General features: G+C 72.6%; 20 protein-coding genes. 11 read left to right on the top strand and 9 right to left on the bottom strand.

Annotation, left to right across the window (positions count from 1 at the left end; genetic code table 11):
- Nucleotides 1–41: 41 nt before the first annotated feature.
- Nucleotides 42–1,283 carry a glucose-1-phosphate adenylyltransferase gene (locus DEJ22_RS08020; protein ID WP_111226092.1) on the bottom strand — a complete coding sequence of 414 codons (1,242 nt, stop codon included), beginning with the start codon at nt 1,281–1,283 and terminating at the stop codon, nt 42–44.
- 47 nt (nt 1,284–1,330) lie between these two features.
- Here DEJ22_RS08020 and glgA point away from each other — a divergent pair, with 47 nt between their 5' ends.
- From glgA to DEJ22_RS08005, 3 genes are all read left to right on the top strand, one after another.
- Nucleotides 1,331–2,530: a glycogen synthase gene (gene glgA / locus DEJ22_RS08015; protein WP_111226091.1), complete on the top strand. Its 1,200-nt coding sequence runs from the start codon at nt 1,331–1,333 to the stop codon at nt 2,528–2,530.
- Between the two features lie 9 nt (nt 2,531–2,539).
- Nucleotides 2,540–3,322, top strand: a complete 783-nt coding sequence (locus DEJ22_RS08010; protein WP_111226090.1) for an ABC transporter ATP-binding protein — start codon at nt 2,540–2,542, stop codon at nt 3,320–3,322.
- A 137-nt stretch (nt 3,323–3,459) separates the two neighbouring features.
- A complete protein-coding gene (locus DEJ22_RS08005; RefSeq protein ID WP_022905175.1) occupies nt 3,460–3,708 on the top strand; it encodes a type B 50S ribosomal protein L31 in 249 nt (82 codons plus the stop codon).
- Nucleotides 3,709–4,050: 342 nt separating this feature from the next.
- On the opposite strand, the gene DEJ22_RS08000 is transcribed toward DEJ22_RS08005, so the two are convergent.
- Nucleotides 4,051–4,758 (bottom strand): 3'-5' exonuclease, encoded by a 708-nt coding sequence (locus DEJ22_RS08000; RefSeq protein WP_111226089.1) that lies wholly within the window; start codon nt 4,756–4,758, stop codon nt 4,051–4,053.
- Nucleotides 4,759–4,947: 189 nt separating this feature from the next.
- Nucleotides 4,948–6,660, bottom strand: a complete 1,713-nt coding sequence (gene treS / locus DEJ22_RS07995; RefSeq protein WP_111226088.1) for a maltose alpha-D-glucosyltransferase — start codon at nt 6,658–6,660, stop codon at nt 4,948–4,950.
- Between the two features lie 212 nt (nt 6,661–6,872).
- On the opposite strand from treS, the gene DEJ22_RS07990 reads away from it, so the two are divergent.
- Complete coding sequence (locus DEJ22_RS07990) at nt 6,873–7,922, top strand: alpha/beta fold hydrolase (RefSeq protein ID WP_111226087.1); 1,050 nt, start codon at nt 6,873–6,875, stop codon at nt 7,920–7,922.
- On the top strand, nt 7,919–9,001 hold the full coding sequence (locus DEJ22_RS07985; protein ID WP_111226086.1) for a glycosyltransferase family 4 protein: 1,083 nt from the start codon (nt 7,919–7,921) through the stop codon (nt 8,999–9,001). Before DEJ22_RS07990 ends, DEJ22_RS07985 begins: the two co-directional genes overlap by 4 nt.
- A 32-nt stretch (nt 9,002–9,033) precedes the next feature.
- Here the strand turns inward: DEJ22_RS07985 and DEJ22_RS07980 are convergent, their stop codons facing one another.
- The 3 genes from DEJ22_RS07980 to DEJ22_RS07970 all read right to left on the bottom strand — a co-directional run bounded on the left by DEJ22_RS07980 (nt 9,034) and on the right by DEJ22_RS07970 (nt 11,497).
- Nucleotides 9,034–9,774: a hypothetical protein gene (locus tag DEJ22_RS07980; protein WP_111226085.1), complete on the bottom strand. Its 741-nt coding sequence runs from the start codon at nt 9,772–9,774 to the stop codon at nt 9,034–9,036.
- A 198-nt stretch (nt 9,775–9,972) separates the two neighbouring features.
- Entirely contained in the window at nt 9,973–10,608 is a 636-nt protein-coding gene (locus tag DEJ22_RS07975) for a histidine phosphatase family protein (protein WP_111226084.1), read from the bottom strand.
- 7 nt (nt 10,609–10,615) lie between these two features.
- Entirely contained in the window at nt 10,616–11,497 is an 882-nt protein-coding gene (locus DEJ22_RS07970) for a Sir2 family NAD-dependent protein deacetylase (protein WP_111226417.1), read from the bottom strand.
- Nucleotides 11,498–11,571: 74 nt separating this feature from the next.
- Between DEJ22_RS07970 and DEJ22_RS07965 the strand changes: the two genes are divergently transcribed.
- Nucleotides 11,572–12,399, top strand: coding sequence for a TrmH family RNA methyltransferase (locus DEJ22_RS07965; RefSeq protein ID WP_111226083.1), 828 nt, complete (start codon nt 11,572–11,574; stop codon nt 12,397–12,399).
- Between the two features lie 33 nt (nt 12,400–12,432).
- Here the strand turns inward: DEJ22_RS07965 and DEJ22_RS07960 are convergent, their stop codons facing one another.
- Nucleotides 12,433–14,007: an AtzH-like domain-containing protein gene (locus tag DEJ22_RS07960; protein ID WP_111226082.1), complete on the bottom strand. Its 1,575-nt coding sequence runs from the start codon at nt 14,005–14,007 to the stop codon at nt 12,433–12,435.
- A complete protein-coding gene (locus DEJ22_RS07955) occupies nt 14,004–15,164 on the bottom strand; it encodes an acetamidase/formamidase family protein (RefSeq protein ID WP_111226416.1) in 1,161 nt (386 codons plus the stop codon). The genes DEJ22_RS07960 and DEJ22_RS07955 overlap by 4 nt, the downstream gene beginning before the upstream one ends.
- Before the next feature lie 153 nt (nt 15,165–15,317).
- On the opposite strand from DEJ22_RS07955, the gene DEJ22_RS07950 reads away from it, so the two are divergent.
- Both DEJ22_RS07950 and DEJ22_RS07945 read left to right on the top strand, forming a co-directional pair.
- Nucleotides 15,318–16,616 carry a D-alanyl-D-alanine carboxypeptidase family protein gene (locus DEJ22_RS07950; RefSeq protein ID WP_181430664.1) on the top strand — a complete coding sequence of 433 codons (1,299 nt, stop codon included), beginning with the start codon at nt 15,318–15,320 and terminating at the stop codon, nt 16,614–16,616.
- Nucleotides 16,617–16,626: 10 nt separating this feature from the next.
- The gene (locus DEJ22_RS07945) at nt 16,627–18,024 is read left to right on the top strand and encodes a serine hydrolase domain-containing protein (protein WP_111226080.1); all 1,398 of its coding nucleotides are present in this window, start codon (nt 16,627–16,629) and stop codon (nt 18,022–18,024) included.
- 73 nt (nt 18,025–18,097) lie between these two features.
- Here DEJ22_RS07945 and DEJ22_RS07940 read toward each other — a convergent pair whose 3' ends face one another.
- Complete coding sequence (locus DEJ22_RS07940) at nt 18,098–18,889, bottom strand: SGNH/GDSL hydrolase family protein (RefSeq protein ID WP_111226079.1); 792 nt, start codon at nt 18,887–18,889, stop codon at nt 18,098–18,100.
- Between the two features lie 23 nt (nt 18,890–18,912).
- Between DEJ22_RS07940 and DEJ22_RS07935 the strand changes: the two genes are divergently transcribed.
- The 3 genes from DEJ22_RS07935 (at nt 18,913) to DEJ22_RS07925 (ending at nt 23,340) form a co-directional block, all read left to right on the top strand.
- Entirely contained in the window at nt 18,913–20,070 is a 1,158-nt protein-coding gene (locus DEJ22_RS07935) for an acyl-CoA dehydrogenase family protein (RefSeq protein WP_111226078.1), read from the top strand.
- Nucleotides 20,071–20,125: 55 nt separating this feature from the next.
- Nucleotides 20,126–21,376 (top strand): DNA polymerase IV, encoded by a 1,251-nt coding sequence (gene dinB / locus DEJ22_RS07930; protein WP_111226077.1) that lies wholly within the window; start codon nt 20,126–20,128, stop codon nt 21,374–21,376.
- A 164-nt stretch (nt 21,377–21,540) separates the two neighbouring features.
- A complete protein-coding gene (locus DEJ22_RS07925) occupies nt 21,541–23,340 on the top strand; it encodes a DEAD/DEAH box helicase (protein ID WP_111226415.1) in 1,800 nt (599 codons plus the stop codon).
- Nucleotides 23,341–23,369 lie beyond the last annotated feature (29 nt).

The raw sequence follows: 23,369 nt of genomic DNA, 5'->3' as shown, positions 1-23,369 counted from the left end.
TCTGTGACGTCAGCCGCGCCTCCAGGCCGGGTGCGGTGCGGTCACGCCTCCACACGCACGCCCTTGCCGACGACCGTGATGCCGGAGTCGGTGACGGTGAAGCCGCGCGCCTCGTCCGTCTCGCGGTCGACACCGACCTGCGCGCCCGGGGCGATCACCACGTCCTTGTCCAGGATCGCGCGGTTCACGACCGACCCCGCGCCGATCGACGCACGTTCGAAGACGATCGAGTCGAGCACCTTCGCGCCGGAGTCGATGCCGCACCAGGGGCCGATCACGCTCCGCTCGACCTGCGCGCCGGACAGCAGACAGCCGAGCGCGACGATCGAGTCGACCGTCGAGCCCGTGTTGCCGTTCGCGTCGCGCACGAACTTCGCCGGGGGCAGGTTCGTCTGCTGGTTGAAGATCGGCCAGTCCTGGTTGTACAGGTTGAAGACCGGCACCGGCGCGATGAGGTCCATGTGCGCGTCGAAGAACGAGTCGATCGTCCCCACGTCGCGCCAGTAGTACCGGTCGCGCTCGTTCGAGCCGGGGACGTCGTTGCGCTGCAGGTCGTACACGCCGGCGTCGCCGCGGGCCACGAAGTCCGGGACGATGTCACCGCCCATGTCGTGCTTGCTCGACTCGATCTGCCCGTCGCGGAGCACCGCGTCGACCAGCGCGTCGGCGTCGAACACGTAGTTGCCCATCGACGCGAGGATCTCGCCGGGCGAGTCGGCCAGGCCGACGGCGTCCTTCGGCTTCTCGAGGAACGCGTCGATCCTGGTCGGGTCGTCCTGGTCGACCTGGATGACACCGAACTGGTCCGCGAGCCCGATCGGCTGCCGGATCGCCGCGACCGTGGCACTGCGGCCGGAGGCGATGTGGGCCTCGATCATCTGGTGGAAGTCCATGCGGTAGACGTGGTCGGCACCGACCACGACGACGATGTCCGGACGCTCGTCGCGCAGCAGGTTCAGCGACTGGAGGATGGCGTCCGCGGAACCGGCGAACCAGCGCTTGCCGAGACGCTGCTGCGCCGGCACCGACGCGACGTAGGAACCGAGGAGCCCCTCCATGCGCCAGGTCTCCGCCACGTGGCGGTCGAGACTGTGCGACTTGTACTGGGTCAGGACGACGATCTTCTGCAACCCGGAGTTGACCAGGTTGGAGAGCGCGAAGTCGATGAGACGGAAGTTCCCGCCGAACGGGACAGCGGGCTTCGCGCGGTCGGCGGTGAGCGGCATGAGCCGCTTGCCCTCGCCTCCGGCGAGGACGATGCCGAATACCTTCTTTGGTGCCATGTGGTTCACAGTAGGCGTCCGGACTGCGAACCCGTTACGTTGAGTCCGTGCGAGTCGATCTACTGACCAGGGAGTATCCGCCGGAGGTCTACGGCGGAGCGGGTGTCCACGTGGCCGAGCTCACGGCTGCGCTGCGGTCGGGGACGGACACGGACGTGCGCGTGCGTGCCTTCGGGGCGTACCGCGACGAGGAGGGCGTGTGGGCGTACCGCACGCCCGAGGGCCTCGACGACGCGAACGGTGCGCTCCAGGCGCTCGGCACCGACGTCCGCATCGCCGCGGACGTCGAGGGCGCCGACCTGGTGCACTCCCACACCTGGTACGCGAACGCCGCCGGACGCATCGCGCAGCTCACCCACGGCATCCCGCACGTGGTGACCGCCCACAGCCTCGAGCCCCTGCGCCCGTGGAAGGCCGAGCAGCTCGGCGGTGGCTACCGCCTGTCGAGCTGGATGGAGCGCGAGTCGTTCGAGCAGGCCGACGGCGTCATCGCGGTGTCGAAGGCGATGCGCGCGGACATCCTCCGGTCGTACCCGTCGATCGACCCCGAGAAGGTCCACGTCGTCTACAACGGCATCGACATCGACGAGTGGAAGCCCACCGTCGACGAGGACGCCGTCCGTGCACTCGGCATCGACCCGTCCCGTCGGTCCGTCGTGTTCGTCGGGCGCATCACCCGGCAGAAGGGCCTGCCCTACCTGCTCCGCGCGGTGGCGTCCCTGCCGGAGGACGTGCAGATCGTCCTCTGTGCCGGTGCGCCGGACACGCCGGAGATCATGGCCGAGGTCACCGGTCTCGTCGAGTCCCTGCGGGCCGACCGCGACGGCGTGGTCTGGATCGACCGGATGCTCGCGCACCAGGAGATCGTGAACGTGCTGTCCTCGGGCACGGTCTTCGTGTGCCCGTCGATCTACGAGCCGCTCGGCATCGTCAACCTCGAGGCCATGGCCTGCGGCATCCCCGTGGTCGGCACGCGCTCCGGGGGCATCCCCGAGGTCGTCGCCGACGGGCTCACCGGCCGCATCGTCCCGATCGACCAGGCGCAGGACGGCACCGGCACGCCGAACGACCCCGACCGGTTCGTCGCCGACCTCGCCCGCACCCTCGAGGAGGTCCTGGCGGACGAGGGGCTCGCGAAGCTCATGGGACGAGCCGGACGCCTGCGCGTCGAGAGCGAGTTCACGTGGGACGCGATCGCCCGCCGGACACGGCAGGTCTACGACGAGGTGCTCGCCCGGAAGCCGTAGGCTGGAGCCATGCCCTCGGTCGTGCGCTTGTCAGACGTCTCCGTGGTCCGCAACGGGGCCACCATCCTCGACGCGATCTCGTGGGAGGTGCAGGACGACGAACGCTGGGTGGTGCTCGGTGCCAACGGTGCCGGCAAGACCACGCTGCTGCAGGTGGCCGGTGCCCAGACGTTCCCGACCTCGGGCAGCGTCGAGGTGCTCGGCACGGAGCTCGGCGGCGCGGACCTGTTCGAACTGCGCCCGCGCATCGGCTTCGCGTCGACGGCCCTCGCCCGCCGGATCCCGGTGACCGAGCGTGTCGTCGACGTCGTGCTGACGGCCGCGTACTCCGTCACCGGCCGCTGGAACGAGGAGTACGAGGAGCTCGACGTCCGTCGCGCCCAGCGCGTGCTCGACGAGTGGGGCCTCGGTGACTTCACCGACCGCACCTTCGGCGAGCTGAGCGACGGCGAGCAGAAGCGCGTGCAGATCGCCCGAGCGGTCATGACCGACCCCGAGGTGCTGTTCCTCGACGAGCCGGCGGCCTCGCTCGACCTCGGCGCCCGCGAGAGCCTCGTCCGCACGCTCGGCGGCTACGCCCAGAGCAGCGACTCGCCCGCGATCGTCATCGTGACCCACCACGTCGAGGAGATCCCCGCGGGCTTCACGCACGCCCTGGTGCTCGCGGACGGCAGGGTGCAGTCCGCCGGTCCCATCGACGAGGTGCTCACCGCCGAGACGCTCTCCCAGGCCTTCGGCGTCGAGCTCACCGTGTCGAAGGACGCGGGTCGGTACACGGCGCGCGCGGCCTGACGCTCCCGATCCGGCCGGTCGTCTGGTAACGTGGACGGCTGGCGCACGCCGCAGACTTCCCGCGCGGAGGTCTCCGATCGAGTCCGCTCGAACCGGCCGTCCGCGCACCTCCCACCATCTCCAACCGAGGAATCTCCATGAAGACCGACACCCACCCCGAGTACAACGCCATCGTCTTCCGCGACCTGGCCTCCGGTGAGACGTTCCTGACGCGTTCGACTGCGACCAGCGACAAGACCATCGAGCTCGACGGTGCGACCTACCCGGTCATCGACGTCGAGATCTCGTCCGCTTCGCACCCGTTCTACACGGGCAAGCAGCGCATCCTCGACTCGGCCGGTCGCGTCGAGAAGTTCAACCAGCGCTTCAAGGGCTTCAGCAAGTAAGCAGCCCAGCGCGCTCGAACGGGCGGTCCTCCTGCGGGAGGGCCGCCCGTTCTGCGTTGCGGGGACGCCCGCGGTGCGGCGTCCGCCGGATCACGCGCGTGAGCCGACTGGTCGTCCCCGGCAGCGCAGCGCGCGGTTCTGCCGTGGCGCGCGGTGCTCGCGCACCACGCCGAGCACGTCGCACCACGCAGTCCCGTGGTTCGGCGTGCTTCCGGTCGTGCGCGGTCGCGGGCTCGGCAACGCGTGCGCGTCGAACCACGGGTCCGACATGGAACCAGCGCGAAGGCCTGGTTCGGTGTCGGGAACGTGGTTCGACACGCCGCGGCAGCGCGGCGCCGAGCGCTACGAGCCGTTGCGGTGCGGCCAGCGCCCGTCGGCGGTGAAGGCGGCGTCGCGCTTCTTGCGCATGTACTCCTGGAACGACGACGCCTGTTCTGCGCACCAGGCGACCTGCTTGCGGTGCAGCTCCTCGGCGGAGACGCCGAGCTCCTCCGGGTACTTCGCCGCGATGGCCTGCGCGACACGCCCGGCCGCGATGGCGTCCGCACCGGCGTCGTGCGCGTCCGACAAGGTGACGCCGTACAGCTCGGACGCCGCCTCGAGCGTGCGCTTGCCCTTGCGGAAGGTGTCGAGCGCCTTGTCGATCACGAGCGGGTCGACGACGTTGCCGATGACGGGGGAGGCGATGCCGTGCCGTCGGGCCTCCCGGTCGAGGACGGTCAGGTCGTACGGGGCGTTGTAGATGACGAGCGGGATGCCGCGCGCGAACACGGCCTCGACCGCCGCGACGATCTCGGCGACGACCTCACCCGCGGGGCGACCCTCGGCCTGTGCGCGCTCCGTCGTGTAGCCGTGCACGGCCGCCGCACCCTCGGGGATCTCGACCCCGGGATCGGCGATCCACGCACCCTCGACGATGGAGCGGCCGGTCATGTCGATGAGGCCGACGTGGGCGGTGACGATGCGCGCGGTCTCGACGTCGACACCGGTCGTCTCGAGGTCGAACACGCCGAGGGCGTGCCACCAGGGGCGACCGCTGAGGTCCTGCACCGCGGGGGCCGGTGCGGGCGTGTCGAGCGCTGTAGCGGAGTACGTCACGGCACGAGGCTAACGGGACGCACCGACACGCTCCACGCGACCCGCCCGCCGGGGTCGAGCCGCGCCTCCCGGCCGGGACGACGACGCGGTCACCGGCCGGAGCCGGTGACCGCGCGGGGGACCGCGGGCGCGACCGGGGCCCTAGACCCCGACCGGCGCACCCACGTGCAGCCAGTAGAACGACTGGGTGCCCATGGTGAGGGTGACGTTCCCGTCCTCGTCGAACGACGGGAACGACCCGCCGCCGAACAGGTCGTAGAGCGGTCGGCCGGCGAACTCCGGCGCCGAGATCGTGACCGACGTCGGGTTGGTCGCGAACGAGAAGACGCAGAGGACGTCCTCGGCGGACGGGCCGAACTGCTGCCCGGAGCCCTCCCAGGACCGGACGAACGCGAGCACCGACTCGTTCGTCGTGTCCTGCACGTGCAGCGATCCCATGCCGAACACCGGGTGCGCCTTGCGGACGTGGATGACGTTGCGGACCCAGTGCAGCAGCGAGCGCGACTGAGCGAGCTGCGCCTCGACGTTCACCTGCGCGTAGTTGTAGACGAGCGACTGCACGACGGGCAGGTAGAGCTTGCCCGGGTCGGCGGTCGAGAACCCCGCGTTGCGGTCCGGGGTCCACTGCATCGGCGTGCGCGACGAGTCACGGTCCGGCAGCCAGATGTTGTCGCCCATGCCGATCTCGTCGCCGTAGTACAGGAACGGCGAGCCGGGCAGGGAGAACAGCAGCGCGTGGATGAGCTCGAGCTCGGCCCGCGAGTTGTCGAGCAGCGGCGCGAGGCGGCGGCGGATGCCGATGTTCGACCGCATCCGGGGGTCGTAGCCGTACCAGCCGTACATCGCCTGGCGGTACTCCTCGCTCACCATCTCGAGCGTCAGCTCGTCGTGGTTGCGGAGGAACACGCCCCACGCGGCCTTCTCGGGCACGTCGAGCGTCTCGGACAGGATCGCCTTGAGCTCGGCAGCGTGCTGGGCGCGCAGCGAGTAGAAGATGCGCGGCATGACCGGGAAGTCGAAGGCCATGTGGCACTCGGGCTCCTCGTCGGTGCCGAAGAACGCGGCGGTCTCGCGCGGCCACTGGTTCGCTTCGGCGAGCAGGACGCGGCCGGGGTACTCGTCGTCGACCATGGCACGGAGCTTCTTGATGAACTCGTGCGTCTCGGGCTCGCCCTCGCCGTTGCCCTCCTCGGACTCGAAGAGGTACGGGATCGCGTCGAGCCGCAGCCCGTCCACGCCCAGGTCGAGCCAGTGCCGGACGACCTCGTACACTGCCTCGACCACGGCCGGGTTCTCGAAGTTGAGGTCGGGCTGGTGCGAGAAGAACCGGTGGAAGAAGAACTGTCGGCGGACCGGGTCGAACGTCCAGTTCGACTCCTCGGTGTCGACGAAGATGATGCGGATGTTCTCGTAGTGCTCGTCGGTGTCGCGCCAGACGTAGAAGTCGCCGTACGGCCCGTCCGGGTCCTCGCGGGACTGCTGGAACCACTCGTGCTGGTCCGACGTGTGGTTGATCACCATGTCGATGACGATGCGCATGTTCCGCTCGTGCGACTTCGTCACGAGTTCACGGAAGTCGTCGAGCGTGCCGAACTCGGGCAGGATCGCCTTGTAGTCGGAGATGTCGTACCCGCCGTCGCGCATCGGCGACTGGAAGAAGGGCGGCAGCCAGATGGCGTCGACACCGAGCCACTGCAGGTAGTCGAGCTTGCCGATGACGCCCTGGATGTCCCCGATGCCGTCACCGTTCGAGTCCACGAACGAGCGGATCATGCACTCGTAGAAGACCGAACGCTTGTACCACTGCGGGTCCAGCGTGAGTCCGGGCAGCTGGATCGGGGCCGTGAACGTCAAGCGTGCTCCTCGTCGTCTGCGGGCCGGCGTGGCCCGACCCAGCACACAGTAGGCGCGTGCTCCTGCTGCTGTCCGCGGGTTGCGCTCGCGCCCGCGTGTTGCGTGCCGGACGGGAGGCGCGGCCTCCTCCACAGGCCCCTCCGGTCCGGCGTCCTCCACGGCCCGGGCGCGGGGCGCCGCCCGCCGGGCTGCCGCTTCGTAGACTGGCCGCGATGCAACCGCCCGTGATCTCCCCGTACCAGTCGCTCGTCGCCGCGACCCCGGTCGTGCACCGTGCCGTGTCGGTCGACGGACGCACCACGCACTACTGGGAGTACGGACCCGACGACGCCACCGGGACCGTGCTGGCCGTGCACGGGTTCCGCGGCGACCACCACGGGCTCGAGACGATCGCGGCACACCTGCGCGGTGTCCGGGTGATCGTGCCGGACCTGCCCGGGTTCGGCGTCTCCGACCCGTTGCCCGCGGCCGACATCGACTCGTTCGTCGGGTGGCTGACCGGGTTCCACCGCGCGCTCGGTCTCGACCGCGACACGGTGGTGCTCGGCCACTCGTTCGGCTCCATCGTCACCGCCGCCGCGGTGGCCGCAGGGCTCGCGACGCGGCTCCTCGTGCTCGTGAACCCGATCGCCGCGCCGGCGCTGCAGGGTCCACGCGCGGTGGCGACCGGTGTCGCCATCGGGTACTACCGCGCGGGTGCGGTGCTGCCGCAAGCGCTCGGCCTGGGACTACTGCGGAACCCGGCGATCGTGCGGGCGATGAGCGTTGCGATGCTCAAGTCGCACGACCGCGAGCTCCGGCGGTGGGTGCACGACCAGCACGACCGGTACTTCTCCGCCTTCGCGGACCGCACGAGCGTGCTCGAGGCCTTCCGCACGTCGGTGACGCACGACGTGTCGGAGTACGCGGACCGCATCCACGTCCCCGTGCTCCTGGTCGCCGCCGAACACGACGACATCACCGCCGTCCCCGAGCAGCGGGCGCTGGCAGCACGCCTGGAGGACGCCGAGCTGGTGGTCGTGCCGGACGTCGGGCACCTCGTCCACTACGAGACGCCGGGTGCCGCTGCCGATGCGGTCCTGCGCCGCATGGCGGACACCGCGTCGAAGCGTCCGCGGCGGACCGCGCCGAAGCGCTCGGCACGGAAGGGCTCGCGCTCCGACGTCGACGCCACCCCAGGCGCGTCCCCGTCAGCACGGCCGTCCGCACCGCCGTCGCCGTCTGCGGGACGGGCCGGGAACCCGGGGGAGTCGGCCTCGTGAGGCGGCTCCGGATCGGGATCGACTGCCGGTACGTCCGCATCGGGCGGCACGACGGCATCAGCCGTTTCACGGCGGGCATCGTCGCGCACCTGCCCGACCGACACGACCACGTGCTGCTCGTCCACGACGAGCGGCAGCTCGACTCGTTGCCCGACGGCATCCCGTGGGAACGCATCCCCGCGCCGACCGACGCCGGCGAACCGCTCGTCGCGCGGACGGTCAACCGTCTCGGGCTCGACGCCGTCTTCTCGCCGATGCAGACGATGGGGTCGCGCGGTCGCCGGTACGCGCTCGTGCTGACCCTGCACGACCTCATCTACTACCGGAACCGCACACCGCCGCGGGAGTTCTCGTGGCCGATCCGGCTCGGCTGGCGGCTGTTCCACCTGACCTGGGCACCGCAGCGGTTCCTGTTGAACGGCGCGGACGGGGTGGTCACCGTGTCGGAGACCACCGCCGGTCTCATCGAACGCCACCGGCTGACCGACCGTCCCGTCACCGTCGCGTACAACGCCGCTGACCCGGCGGAGCCCCGGGACCCGGCCGCGGGCCGCGAACGCTCGCTCGTCTACATGGGCTCGTACATGCCGTACAAGAACGTCGAGACCCTCGCGGCCGCGGTGCCACTGCTCGGGGCGGACTGGACGCTGCACTGCATGTCGCGGGTGTCCGACGCCGACCGCCGACGTCTGGAACGGCTCGCGCCGGCCGGATCGATCGTGTTCCACGACGGCGCGACCGACGACGAGTACCTCGGCGTGCTGCGGTCGGCAACCGCGCTCGTGACGGCGTCGCGGGACGAGGGCTTCGGCATCCCGCTGGTCGAGGCGATGGGTGTCGGGACGCCCGTCGCGGTCAGCGACATCCCGATCTTCCGTGAGATCGGCGGCGACGCGGCCGAGTACTTCGATCCTTCGTCGCCGTCGGCGGTCGCCGCGGCCGTCCGCCGACTCGAGGAGCGCTGGGACGACGCATCGCGGGCGTCGCGCGGACGGGCTGCTCGGTTCCGGTGGCAGGACTCCGCAGAACAGGTCGTCCGAGCGGTCGAGCGGGCGGTGGCGGACCGTCGGGAGCGCTGACCGATTGGCCCGCTGGCCGGCGGGTCATCTCGTCAGGACGGCGCGCGGGAGCTGAGCTCGGCCCCGGGGAAGACCGCGTGCGTCTCCTGCTCGGCGACCGCCGTGATCGCCGCGAGGGCGACACCGGTCCCGACCGTGACGAACTCGACGCGCTGGGCCTCCGGTTCGTCCGAGGGGTCGCCGTCACCCCAGTCGCACCGGACGCCGACGACACCGCCGATACCGGCGACCGCCCGCGCCACCTCGAGGCGCTTCGCCGACGCGTCGGCGTCCTTCGTGACCCCGACGACCAGGGACCCGAAGCGCACCTCGGCGGCGACCAGGACCCCGTTGCCGTCCGCTGAGTCCGCTGCTGCGCTGAGCGCCCGCACGGCGTCGACCTGCTGGCCCGCGGAGAGGTCGCCGGCGGCGTCCACGACGGCCGTGACCTGGTACGCCGCCAGGGAGTCGCGCGTCGTCTCCTCGTCGCGCACGGCCCGGACACCGGGCACGTCGCCCGCAGCGGTCCGGAAGCGGTCGAGTGCGGCCTGCGGTTGCGGGAACACCCCGCCGACGCCGGTCTGGATGCTGCCGACGATCGTGGACAGCACGACGGCGATGACGACGCCGACGGCGACGAACGCGAGCGTGATGAGGGTGCCCCGACGGATCCGCTGCCCGGTCGACGGGGTGGTGACCGAGGCAGTCTCCGGGCCGAACGCGCGGTCGAGGTCGTCGCGTGCCGACGGCCGCTCGGTCCGGTCCGGCCCCTCGCTCGGTCCCTGGATCGTCATGGCCCCTCCTCGCGCGCCTGCGAGCACCGTCGGTCCCGGCCGGACCGCTCGTGGACGGGAGCCTAGTCGGCACCGACCGTGCCGCCTCCGGAGGTCGAGGTCACGGTCCCGTCTCGTTCTCGGACGACGGGGCGCGCGTCACGCCCGGCACCGTCCGCGTCGCCGCGCCCGGTGCCGGTGCTGCCGGTGCTGTCTGCGCTACCGGCGCTCGAGCGGGTTCTGCTCGGCGAAGGACTCGTCGCCCGTCTGCTCCGAGACCTCGTCCACCGGGTCGTCGAACCGCACGAGTTCCGCGCGGAACCGCTCCGGGTCCCACCGGAACGAGTGCACGGACCCGTTGCGGATGGGCGTCGTCCACCGGTCCGCCGTCCCGGGCGCCGCGGCGTTGACGACGCTGCGGATGACGGCCCCGTGCGTGGCGACGACGACCGACCCGGCGTCGTACCGCACGGCGATCTCGGCGAGGGTCTCGGTCGCGCGGGCCAGCAGCGCCGAGCGCGACTCGCGGCCGGGGATGTCGTCGTGCGGGTAGCGCTGCGCGACCTCGGTGTCGGTGAGTCCCTCGGCTTCGCCGTAGGAGCGCTCCGCGAGCCCGCCGTACGTGTCCGGTTCCGGGAGCCCGAGGTGCCGGGCGATGATCGCGCCCGTCTCGAACGCCCGGGACAGCGGCGACGCCACGACCGCGTCGAACCGCCGTCGTCCGAGCAGCAGCGCCGTCGCCGCGGCCTGCGACCGTCCGGTCTCGTTGAGGGGGATGTCGGTCGAGCCCTGGATGCGGCGCTGCGCGTTCCAGTCGGTCTCGCCGTGCCGGACCAGGGTGAGGAGCGTCGTCACCCCTCGATCATCGCAGAGTGCTCGGGTCCGGGCGCCGGACGTCCGACGGTTCGGTGTCCGACGGGCCGACCGCGGTCGGCAGGAGCCGCGTCGCCAGGGCCTCGAGCGTCTCGGTGGTCCCGGCGTCGAGCTTCGCGACCGCGCGGCGGTCGCTCCGCGTCGCACCACGGTTGACGATCACCACGGGGTGCTTCCGCCGCGTGGCGTGGTCCACGAGTCGGACGCCGGAGTTCACGGTGAGCGATGATCCGACGACGAGGAGTGCGTCCGCGTCGGCGACGATCGACACCGCCTCACGGAACTTCTCCGCCGGCACGAACTCCCCGAAGAAGACCACGTCGGGCTTCAGCACGCCGCCGCACACCGAGCAGTCCGGCACGCGGAAGCGCTCGACGTCGTTGATCTCGACGTCCCCGTCGGGCTGCAGCTGCACCGTGCCGGGCTCGTCGATCCACGGGTTGTCCCGGTCGAGCACGGCAGCGAGGTCGGCGCGCGAGAACACCTGGCCGCAGGTCAGGCAGACCGCGCGGTCCATCGAACCGTGGATCTCCACGACCCGGCGCGAGCCGGCACGCAGGTGCAATCCGTCGACGTTCTGCGTCACGATCCCGCTGACCACGCCGGCGCGTTCGAGCTCGGCGAGCGCGCGGTGCCCGGCGTTCGGCCGGGCGGCGGCGAAGGTGCGCCAGCCGAGGTGCGAGCCAGCCCAGTACCGCTGTCGCTTCGCGGGGTCCGACCGGAACTCCTGGAAGGTCATCGGTTTCCGCACCACGCGTCCCGCTCCGCGGTAGTCGGGGATGCCCGAGTCGGTGCTCAGTCCGGCACCGGAGAGCACGGCGATGCGCTTGCCCGCCAGGAGCTCGACGACGCGGTCGAGCTCGTCCTGCATCGGGTCGGTCAGCACGTCGTCCACGGTACCCTCAACAGCCGAACGCCCAGCCGCCTTCCCACGAAACGAGCCCCGTGCACCCCGTCCGCATCGACTCCCTCGACGACCCCCGCCTCGACGACTTCGCACGGCTCACCGACGTGGCGCTGCGCCGGGTGACCGAGCCTGAGGGCGGGCTGTACATCGCCGAGTCGAACACCGTCATCGAGCGTGCGGTCCGCGCCGGGCACGTCCCGCGCAGCGTCATCGTGCAGGAGAAGTGGCTCGACAGCGTGCTGCCGCTCGTGGCGGACCACGACGGCCCGGTGTTCGTCGGACCGGACGCACTGCTCGAACAGCTCACCGGCTTCAAGATGCACCGTGGTGCCCTCGCCGCGATGCACCGCCCGGAGCTGCCGTCCGTCGCCGACGTCGTCCGGGACGCGAAGGTCGTCGTGGTGCTCGAGGACGTCGTCGACCACACCAACGTGGGCGCGGTGTTCCGGAGCGTCGCCGGGCTCGGGGCTGATGCGGTGCTCGTCAGCCCGCGCTGCGCCGACCCCCTCTACCGCCGGAGCGTCCGGGTGAGCATGGGCACCGTGCTGCAGGTGCCGTGGACCCGCATCGGCGAGTGGCCCGCCGCCGGGGAGGAACTCCGCGCACAGGGCTTCCACCTCGCGGCGATGGCGCTCACCGACCGCTCGGTCGACCTGGACGCGTTCGTCACCGACGTCCCCGAGCGGGTCGCGCTCGTGATGGGCACGGAGGGGCAGGGCCTGACCGACGCGGCGATCGCCTCCGCCGACACCACGGTCCGCATCCCGATGGCGCACGGCGTCGATTCGCTCAACGTGGCCGCGGCGAGCGCCGTGGGGCTCTGGGCGGTCACGCACGCGCAGCGTGCGGCCCGACCGAGCGACTGACCGCTCGGCCCCGGGTCACGCACGCGCGTCTGCTCAGACCGCTCCGGCCGGGAGGCTCGCCCCGACCCCGTCACGCAGCCACCGTTCCGCCGTGGCCACCAGGGCACGGTCCGTGCCGGTCCCGCCGGTCAGGCACAGTCCGACGGGTGCGCCGTCGACCGTGAGCGCCGGCGCGCTCGACGAGGGCACGCCGCCCACACTCGCGAGCGCGGTCATGGTGGTCGTGGCGCTCCGGACCCGCTCCAGTTCCGCCGTGTCGGCCGTGAGCGACGGCGCCGGGCCGGGTGCGGTCGGCGTGACGAGCACCCGGTCGGCCAGCGCGGCCCGGACGGCGGCGCGGACCCCGGGGAAGCGGTCCCTGGCCGTGGCGACGAGTTCCGGTGGGTTCGCCGCGGCCGCGGCGAACCGCTGCCCGACGACGGCTCCGAGGGCGCCGGGGTGGGCGGCGATCCACGCCCCGTGGACCGCCGTCGCCTCGGCGCCCTGCACGAGCCGCAGGAGTTCGCGGAGGTCGTCGAGCGTGGGGAGCCCGAGGTCGTCGAGCGTCACGACCGGCAGGTCACCGACGAGCGCCCGGAACGCGTCCTGCGTCGCCGGGTCCGCCGCAGCGAGGAGCTCGGCGAGCACGACCGGCGACCCTGCGTCCGACGCGTCCGGGGACACCCGCGGCACCGATGCGTCGAGGGTCCGGAGCATGGTGGCGGCGTCCCTGGTCAGCCACCCGACGGTGTCGAACGACGGCGCGAGCGGCAGCAGCCCGGCGCGGTCGACGACGCCGTGGGTCGTCCGCAGCCCCCAGAGCCCCTGGTACGAGGCGGGGATCCGCAGCGACCCCGCGGTGTCCGTTCCGAGTCCGACGTCCGCCGCGCCGGAACGGACGGCCGACGCGGAGCCGCTGGACGAGCCTCCCGGCACGCGCGACGGGTCCGCGCCGTTCGGCGGGGTGCCGTGGTGCTCGTTGCGTCCGGTCAGGGCGTAGGCGAACTCGTCGGTGCGTGCGATGCCGCGGATCGACGCGCCCGCGTCGAGGAGCGCGGCGACCGCCGCTGCGGACGCGGCAGCGGGCTCGGACTCCCGCAGGTACGTCGGGTTGCCCGCGCCGACGCGGTGCCCGGCGACGGCGTACAGGTCCTTCACCGCGACCGTGGCACCGTCGAGGGGACCACTGCCGGTGGGTGGGAGGAGCGGATCGCCGACGACGCGCCACACGGTGGTGTCGAGGGGACGGCTCCGACCGGTGACGTGTGCCGCCTCGATGCGCCACGCGTCGGTTCCACGGCGCCAGAGCTGCGTCTGCAGGCCCGAGCCGCCGTCACGGAAGGTGGAGACCGAGACCACGAGGGCGAGGTCCTCGGCGAGCACGCGGACCTCGACGCGGCTGAGGTGCCGCGGCGCGATCCCGCCGCGGGCGCCGCGGAAGGTGCTGATCGCGTCGTGCCCGACGAGCAGCCCACGGTCGTCACCGCGCAGGGTGTCGGCGGAGCGGACGAAGGCGTCGTCGAGCGCGACCAGGTCGTCGTCGGCGAGCGCCCGCTCGTACGCGTCGAGGGCGTCGAGCAGCCCGGCGGGTGCCGTCGGACCGCCCGTCTGCCGTGCCGCGGTGCTCACCGGACGTCCGCGAAGTCGGCCTTGCGGATGCGGGCGTGCGCCCCGGTGACCAGGTCGACGACCTGCGAGACGTCGAAGTCCGTCGCCGCGCTGAGGTAGGCGTACGCCAGGTGCGGCTCCATGCCGTACCGCGCGCCGAGGATCGCGATGGCGTGCCGGACGCAGGCCCGGACGGCCTCGTCGAGGTCGGGGTCGAGCCCGGTCGGCACCAGGTGGTCGTGCGTCTCGACGAGCGGCCAGACGAGCTCCCCGAACTGCTGCGCGGCCTCGGCGGCCGGCGTCACGTCGAAGCGCACGGTGGCCCGGAGCGATGCCTCCATCGCGGTGAGGGCGACCTCGCCGTCGCCCTGCGCGAAGTGCGGGTCGCCGACGTACGCCAGGGCACCGGACACGAGCACGGGCAGGTGGAGCTGGGCGCCGACCTGCAGCAGGTTCACGTCGATGTTGCCGCCGTGGCGTCCGGGCGGGACCGAGTGGAGCCGCTCGCCGGGGGTGGCGACGCCCATGATGCCGAGGAAGGGTGCGAGCGGGAACCGGGCGTACCGGTGGCCGCCCTCGGTGATCGGGATGCGGCCGCGGGGCCCGTCGTCGCCGGGCACCACGTCGGCGAAGACGCTGACGGTCGTGCCGTCGACGGGGTACTCGCCGTGCAGGGCTCCGCGGCCGTGCCGGTTCGACACGACGCCGTAGGGCACACGGGGGAGCGTCTCGAGGACGGTCATGGTCAGGACGTCGCCGGGCTCGGCGCCCTCGACCGCGATCGGACCGGTGACGACGTGGGGGCCGTCCCGCTCGGGGTCGCGGCGACCGGACCGCGCGATCGCGACGGCGTCGGCGAGCACGTGCTCCGGCGGGACGCCGTGGCGGCCGAAGAAGGCGACGGGGTCGCTGCCCTGGTCCGGCAGGAGCCCCTCGTGGCTCACCGTGTCGATCGTCAGGTCGTCGCCGGGGGAGAGGGTGACGACGGGGCGGTCGTCGTCGTTCGGGAGGCGACCCCAGAGCACCTGGTCGGGCTCGGCGGGCAGGTACCGGGACGACCGGACGGGGCCCGACCCGGGCTGGAGCACCGTCACCGGGGCTGGTTCGGTGCTCGGGTCGTCGGGCCGGACGGTCGAGCGGCCGCCGTGCGTGGCGGCCGGGGTGCTTCCGTGGTGCATGTGCAGCACGCTAGGGGCAGCGCGCAACCCGACGGAGGCCGGCGCCCGATGTTTTACGTGTTCGTCACACGGGGACGACGGAACGACCCGCCCTGTCGGCTCGCGGCCCGCTGTCGGCCGGCATCCCGGTACCGCCCGGTACCCTCGGTTCCCGTGCCCCGTGTCGTCCGCAGCCCTCGCTCCGTCCGGAAGCCCGTGACGATCGGCGTCGTCGCGGTGCTCCTGCTCGCGGTCGGGTACCTGGTGGCCGTCGCGGTGGTGCCGTTCGCCCCGGCGAGCGCCACCACGACGAAGTACTCCGCTCCGACCTCGACGCTGCCGGACCTGCGGTTCCCCGGCTACGGCGCGACCGCGGTGCAGGCGACCGGGTTCCCCGAGAGCCTCCGGACGAGCGGCGACACGGAGCCACGCTCCATCGCGAGCATCACGAAGGTCGTGACGGCCCTGGTCGTGCTCGACGAGAAGCCCCTCGACCGCGGGGCGTCCGGCCCGACGATCCGGTTCGACGCGCAGATGCAGGCGCTCTACGCCGAGTACCTGGCGCGGAACGGCGAGGTCGCACCGATGCCCGACGGGCTGCGTCTGTCCGAGTACCAGACCATGCAGGTCATGCTCATGGAGTCGGCGAACAACTACGCCGGCGCCCTCGCGCTCTGGGCCTTCGGGTCGATGGACCGGTACCAGCGCGCAGCCTCGACCTGGTTGGACGAGCACGGGCTCGACGACACCACCATCCACGAGCCGACCGGTCTCGACCCCGCGAACCAGTCGACCGCGACCGACCTCGTACGCCTCGGACAGCTCGCGCTGGCAGACCCCGTGGTGAAGGAGATCGTCGGTACCGAGCAGGTTACCGTGCCCGGTGCCGGCGAGATCGAGAACTCGAACAAGCTCCTCGGACTGGACGGGATCGAGGGCATCAAGACCGGCACGCTCGACGAGGCGGGCGCCTGCCTGCTCTTCGCCGCCACGTACCAGCGCGGGGGTCGTCAGGTCACCGTCGTCGGCGTGATGCTCGGCGGCAAGGACCACCCGTCGCTCGATGTCGACGTCCGCACCTTGCTCCGCTCGGTCGCCGACAACTTCCAGGTGGTCACGCTGACGCACGCCGGCCAGACCTTCGGCACCTTCTCGACCCCGTGGCGGGACGATGCCGACGCCGTGGCCGCCCGAGCCGCCGAGGTCCTGGTCTGGGGCGACACGACGGTCACCGTGCGGACCCGGCTCGACAGCGTCACGCTGGGCGAACGGGGCGAACGGGTCGGCTCCGTGCAGTTCACGATCGAGCACCACGACCCGGTGACCGTGCCCCTCGAGCTCGAGCGCTCCATCGAGGACCCCGGGCTGTGGTGGCGCTGGACGAACCCGTTCCGTGGCGTCGAGACGAGCCCCGCAGCCGCGGCCGTGCCCACTGCCGCGGCGTCGACGGAGCGCTGGGGACTCGCCGCGTAGGCTCGGCAGCGTGACGACGACGTTCCCGCGCAGCACCCCGTCCGCCCTCGGCATCGACGCACGCGGGATCACCGCGTTCCTGGACACCCTCGAGTCGACCCCGGACGTCGAGCCGCACGGCGTCGTGCTGCTGCGGCACGGCCGCGTCGCCGCCCAGGGGTGGTGGGCGCCGTACGCCGCGGATCGCGTCCACCTGCTCTACTCGCTCAGCAAGAGCTTCACGGCCGCCGCCGTCGGCATCGCCGTGCGCGAGGGTCTCGTCGACCTGGACGCCACGGTGCTCTCGTACTTCCCGGAACTCGACGCGGACGTCACCGACGACCGCAGTCGTCGGATGCGGGTCCGGCACCTGCTCGCGATGGCCTCCGGGCACCGCGAGGAGACCCTGCAGCGGGCCGAGGCCACCGACCCGGAGGACCTGGTCCGCGGCTTCCTCCTCACCCCGCCGGACGAGGAACCCGGCACCGTCTTCGCCTACAACCAGCCGTGCACGTACACGCTCGCCGCGATCGTCCGCCGGACCAGCGGCGTCACGCTCGTCGACTACCTGCGCCCGCGCCTGCTCGACCCGCTGGGCATCCACGACCTCGCCTGGAAGCGCGACGACACCGGTGCCGAGCTCGGCTTCAGCGGCGCGTACGCACCGACCGCCGCCGTCGCAGCGCTCGGCCAGCTGTACCTGCAGCGGGGCGTGTGGGACGGCGCGCGGATCCTCGACGAGGACTGGGTCGACGCCGCGACGAGCACGCAGGTCGAGAACCCGGACGAGGAGGACCCGGACTGGCGCCAGGGCTACGGCTTCCAGTTCTGGATGGCCCGCCACGGCTTCCGCGGCGACGGCGCGTACGGCCAGTTCTGCGTGGTCCTGCCCGAGCAGGACGTCGTGCTCGCCCTGACCGGACAGTCCCTCGACATGCAGGCCGTGCTCGACGCCGCCTGGCAGCACCTGCTGCCGGCGATCGTGCCGCAGGACGGCTCGACGGCGCAGGAAGGTGCCGCGGTCGTCCCCGACGCGGATGCCGGTCTGGAGGCGCGACTCGCCTCCCTCGGGCTGCCCCCGGTGTCGGGTGGGCGCCTCGCCGACGGCGCGGCCGGGTCGTACGAGTCGGACGGCGTGCTCGAGGGGCTCCGGTTGGAACCCGACGCCGAGGACTGGCGGCTCACGGTCGACGTCGACGGCGGTCTCCTGTCGGTCCCGGTCGGGCAGGGAGCGTGGGCCGTCGAGGGACCGCTCGCCGCGAGTGCCGCGACCGGGCCCGACGGCACCGTGCAGGTCGTCGTCCGGTTCGTCGAGACGCCGCACGCCGCGCGGCTCCGGCTCGACCCCGCGACCGGGACGGCGTCGGGGGAGTGGGTCACCCAGCCCCTGCACGACGGACCGCTGACGCTGCGTCGCCCGACCGACTGACCGGTCGCGCCACCGGCCGGACACCACGCCTCCGCACACGGGGGTGCAGCGGTCGTCCGGGGCGCGGTCCGCGTCAGGGCGTGTCGGACGCCTCGACGACGGGCTGCAGGTCGGGACGCTTGGCGCTGATGCCGTCGCCGGACGACGTGTGCCGGATGCGCCGCACGACCCAGGGGACGAGGTACTCGCGCGCCCAGCCGAGGTCCTCGACCCGGGCCTCGCGCCACGGCCGGGCCTCGAGCGGCTCCGGCGTCACCGGGTCGAGTCCGTGCTCGACCCCGAGGGCGTCGAGGACGGCGGCGGCGACGGTCGCGTGACCGGTCGGGGAGTGGTGCAGTCGGTCGGGCGCCCACATCCGGGGGTCCCGCAGGACACGCAGCGCCCACATGTCGGCGACGAGGGCGTCGTGCTTGAGCGCGATCGCGTGCAGGTTCTCGTTGTAGACCGCCGTCTTGCCCCGGACCATGCCGAGCACGGGCGTCATGCCGACGTCCGGCCCGGTGAAGAGCACGACGGTCGCGCCGTCGCTCCGCAGTCGCTCGACCATGCCGTCGAACCGCTCGGCGAGCTCGTCGGGGTCCGACCCCGGCCGGATGATGTCGTTGCCGCCGGCGGAGACCGTCACGAGGTCGGGGTGGAGGGCGAGGGCCGGCTCGACCTGCTCATCGACGATCTGTCCGAGCAGGCGCCCGCGGACCGCGAGGTTGGCGTACGCGAAGTCGTCCGTCTGCCCGGCGAGGACCTCGGCCACCCGGTCGGCCCAGCCGCGGTGGCCGCCGGGGACCGTGGGGTCGGGATCGCCGATCCCCTCGGTGAACGAGTCACCGATCGCGACGTACCTGGACCACGCATGACGAGCTGACACCCCTCCGACCGTAGTCTCGTCGCATGACGTTGGTCGACGACCCCGGGTGGACGCTGCCGGAGGACCTGCTGGAGCGGATCGCCGCTCGCGCGCCGCGGTACGACGCCGAGAACGCGTTCTGCACCGAGGACCTCGACGAGCTCCGTGCGGCGGGCTGGCTCCGGATCGGGGTGCCCGTCGAGCAGGGCGGCGCCGGGCTCGGGCTCGCGGCCACCAGCGCCCTGCAGCGGCGGCTCGCGCGGGCCGCGCCGGCGACGGCGCTCGGGCTCGGGATGCACCAGGTGTGGGTGCAGGCAGCGCGAGCGGTCACCGTGCGGGGCGGGTCGTTCCTCCGGACCGTCACCGACCAGGCGGCGGACGACCACCTGCTCGCGTTCGGGGTGAGCGAACCCGGCAACGACGCCGTGCTGTTCGACTCGTCGACGACGGCGGAGCCGGACGGCGACGGTGGCTACCGCTTCTCCGGCACGAAGGTGTCCACCTCCCTCGCCCCGGCGTGGGACGTCCTCAGCGTGTTCGGCAAGGACACCAGCGGGCCCGAACCGCGGCTCGTGCACGGCTTCGTGCTGCGGTCGGACGGCGACGTCGAGCACCTCGACGACTGGGACACGCTCGGGATGCGCGCCACCCAGAGCCGCACGACGCTGCTCCACGGTGTGCACGTGCCGGCGTCGCGGATCGTGCGGGTGCTCCCCGTCGGGCCCACGCAGGACCCGCTCGTCTTCGGCGTCTTCGCGGCGTTCGAACTGCTCGTGGCATCGGTGTACGTCGGGATCGCCGAGCGGGCGCTCGAGCTGGCCGTCGCGGCGGTGTCCGGGCGACTCGGGCGGGACGGGCTCCCGCGGTCGCAGGACCCCGACGTGCGGCGGGCGGTCGCCGACCTCCGCGGCTCGGTGGACGCGGTGACCCTGCAGGTGTCCTCGCTGGCACGGTCCGTCGACGAGCTGGACGACCTCGGCGCCCGGTGGTTCCCGCTGCTCGTGGGCACGAAGGCGCGGACGGTGGACGCGGCGCAGCACGTGGTGGACGAGGCGCTGCGGCTCGCCGGCGGGTCGGCCTTCCGGGCGTCGTCGGAGCTCGCCCGACTGGCCCGGGACGTCCGGGCCGGGCAGTACCACCCGTCGACGCGCGACTCCGCGGCCCGCACGATCGCCGCGAAGGAGCTCGGGCCGCTCGCCTGAGCCGGTGCCCGGCGCTGGCGATGTCCGTGTCGGTGGCACGTGGCATCATCGCCGGGTGAGCAAGCAGGACGGACGCAACCGGCTCGTCTCCGACCGCCCGGTCGACGACGTGACGGCGACCGTGCTGCACGTCGACATGGACGCCTTCTTCGCCTCGGTCGAGCTGCTGGACCGTCCTGACCTGCGCGGGCTCCCCGTCATCGTCGGGCACGACTCCGACCGATCCGTCGTCACCGCCGCGACGTACGAGGCGCGCCGGTACGGCGTGAACTCCGCGATGCCGATGGCCGTGGCCAAGCGGCGCTGCCCGAACGCGGTCATCGTCGAGCCGCACTTCGAGAAGTACGCGGCGAAGTCGGCGGCGGTGATGCGCGTCTTCGGGCAGTTCACCCCGAAGGTCGAGAAGCTCGGCATCGACGAGGCGTTCCTCGACGTCGCCGGCGCCCTCCGCCTGTACGGCACCCCGTGGCAGATCGGCACCGCGATCCGCGCCGCGGTGCTCCGCGAGACCGGACTGCACTGCTCCGTCGGAGCGGCGTCGACGAAGTTCGTCGCCAAGCTCGCGTCGAGCCGGTCCAAGCCCGACGGGCTCCTCGTCGTGCCGGCCGAGCACACCGTGGCCTTCCTGCACCCTCAGCCGGTCTCGGCACTCTGGGGCGTCGGCGGCACGACCCAGGAGAAGCTCGAACGGCGGGGGATCCGAACCGTCGGCGACCTCGCGCACACGCCGCTGCCGTCGCTCGTCGCCGCGCTCGGGTCCGCTGGCGGTCAGCGCCTGCACGACCTGTCCTGGGGTCGCGACCCCCGCGTGGTCGACACCGGTGTCAGCGAGAAGTCGATCGGGCACGAGGTCACCTTCGGCCGCGACCTGACCGAGCGCGACGACGTCGCCCGCGAGCTCCTGCGCCTCGCCGACAAGGTCGCCGTCCGCCTGCGCCGGGCCGACGTGCAGGCCCGCACCGTCGCGCTCAAGGTCCGGTACACCGACTTCAGCACGCTGACCCGGTCCCGCACGCTCGCCGAACCGACCGACGTCGCCAAGCGACTGCACCACGAGGCGGTCGAGCTCTACGACGTGCTGCACCGGCCGGGCAACCGGATCCGGCTGATCGGCGTCCGTGGTGAGAACCTCGTGCCCGCCGCAGCGAGCAACGCCCTGTGGGACGACGACGCGCCGTGGCGGGAGACGGAGACCACCGTCGACGCGGTCGCCGCACGCTTCGGCGCCGGCGTGCTGCGACCCGCCTCGCTGGTGCGCGGCACGCCCGAGCAGCGTCCGCCGCACGCCCGGCAGGACCCGTCCTGACGGTAGGATCGCGTGAAGTGAGCGCAGCGGAGTACGACGACCAGCAGCAGCCCGCGACGCTGTGGGGCGACACCCCGGACGGCGTCGACCAGGCGACGCGGGAGCAGTCCGCGGCCGGCGGCGAACCGGCCGGGCCGGCTGCTGCCCGACCCCGTGACGAGGCCGTGGTCCAGGCGGAGAACGCCGGTAACGCGGCCGCCGAGCACCTGTCGCCGGCGTTCCCGGAGCGGGCGGCCTGGGGGACCGCGTCGAAGCTCCGCGCGTGGCAGGTCGAGGCGCTGACGAAGTACTTCGAGACCGAGCCGCGCGACTTCCTCGCAGCCGCCACCCCCGGCGCCGGCAAGACGACCTTCGCGCTCCGCCTCGCGACCGAGCTCCTCGCCCGCGGGACCGTCGACCGCATCGTGGTCGTGGCCCCGACGGAACACCTCAAACGGCAGTGGGCGGACTCCGCCGACCGAGTGGGCATCCGGATCGACCCGATGTTCAGGAACGGCGACGGGATGTTCGGGCGCCACTACCAGGGCGTGGCGATCACCTACGCGCAGGTCGGCATGAACCCCGAGGTGCACCAGAAGATCACCGCGGGCGGCAAGACGCTCGTCATCCTCGACGAGGTGCACCACGGCGGCGACGCGCTCACGTGGGGTGACGGCATCCGCGAGGCGTTCACCGGGGCCACCCGCAGGCTCTCACTGTCCGGTACGCCGTTCCGCTCGGACACCGCGCCGATCCCGTTCGTGCAGTACGCCCCGGACGCGCAGGGGATCCGCACCTCGATCTCCGACTACAACTACGGCTACGGGCGCGCGCTCAAGGACGGCGTGGTCCGGCCGGTGCTCTTCATGGCCTACGCGGGCCAGATGCGCTGGAAGACCCGGATGGGCGACGAGATGTCGGCGTCCCTCGGTGAGCAGGTGACGAAGGACATCACGGCCCAGGCCTGGCGGACCGCGCTCTCGCCCGAGGGCGAGTGGATGCCCGCCGTGCTCTCGGCGGCCGACAAGCGTCTGACCGAGGTCCGGCGCGGCGTGCCGGACGCCGGCGGCCTGGTGATCGCCACCGACACCACGACGGCCCGCGCCTACGCCCGGATCCTGCAACAGATCACCGGTGAGCGTCCGACCGTGGTGCTCTCCGACGAGGCAGCTGCCTCGAGCCGCATCCAGGCGTACTCGGAGGACACCTCGCGCTGGATGGTCGCCGTCCGCATGGTGTCCGAAGGTGTCGACGTGCCCCGGCTCTGCGTCGGCGTGTACGCCACGAGTGCGAGCACGCCGCTGTTCTTCGCCCAGGTGATCGGCCGCTTCGTGCGGGCGCGCCGCCGCGGTGAGACCGCGAGCGTCTTCCTCCCGAGCGTGCCCGGGCTCATGGCCCTCGCCGCGTCGCTCGAGCTCGAGCGGGACCACGCCCTCGACCGGCCGAAGGACGCCGACGACGGGATGTACAACCCCGAGGACGCCATGGTCGCCGAGGCGAACAAGGAGGACCGGGCGTCCGAGAGCCTGCTCGAGGTGCAGCCGTTCGAGGCGCTCGACTCGCAGGCCTCCTTCGACCGGGTGCTCTACGACGGCGGTGAGTTCGGCACCGGTGGCGAGGTCGGTTCGCTCGAGGAGCTCGACTTCATCGGGATACCGGGACTGCTCGAACCCGACCAGGTGCGCGACCTGCTGCGGGCCCGCCAGGCCTCGCAGGCGAAGCGGTCGCGGGGCCGCGCCGCGAAGGACGGCCTGCCCAAGCCGAAGCAGGACGAGGCGCGCCCGATGTACCAGACGCTCAAGGAGCAGCGGACCGAGCTCGCACGGCTCGTGTCGATCTGGTCGCGCCACTCGAACGAGCCGCACGGCGCGATCCACGCCGAACTCCGGCGCATCAGCGGCGGACCGGCCGTCGCGCAGGCGAGCATCGAGCAGATCCAGAAGCGCATCGACGTGCTGCGCTCCCGCATCGGCGGCCGCCGGTGACAGCGGGCCCGGGCGCGATGACGGAACGG

Origin of the sequence: Curtobacterium sp. MCSS17_007, from assembly GCF_003234175.2 — a bacterium.
Classification (GTDB): Bacteria; Actinomycetota; Actinomycetes; order Actinomycetales; family Microbacteriaceae; genus Curtobacterium.
This window is presented reverse-complemented; position numbering and strand designations above follow the sequence as displayed.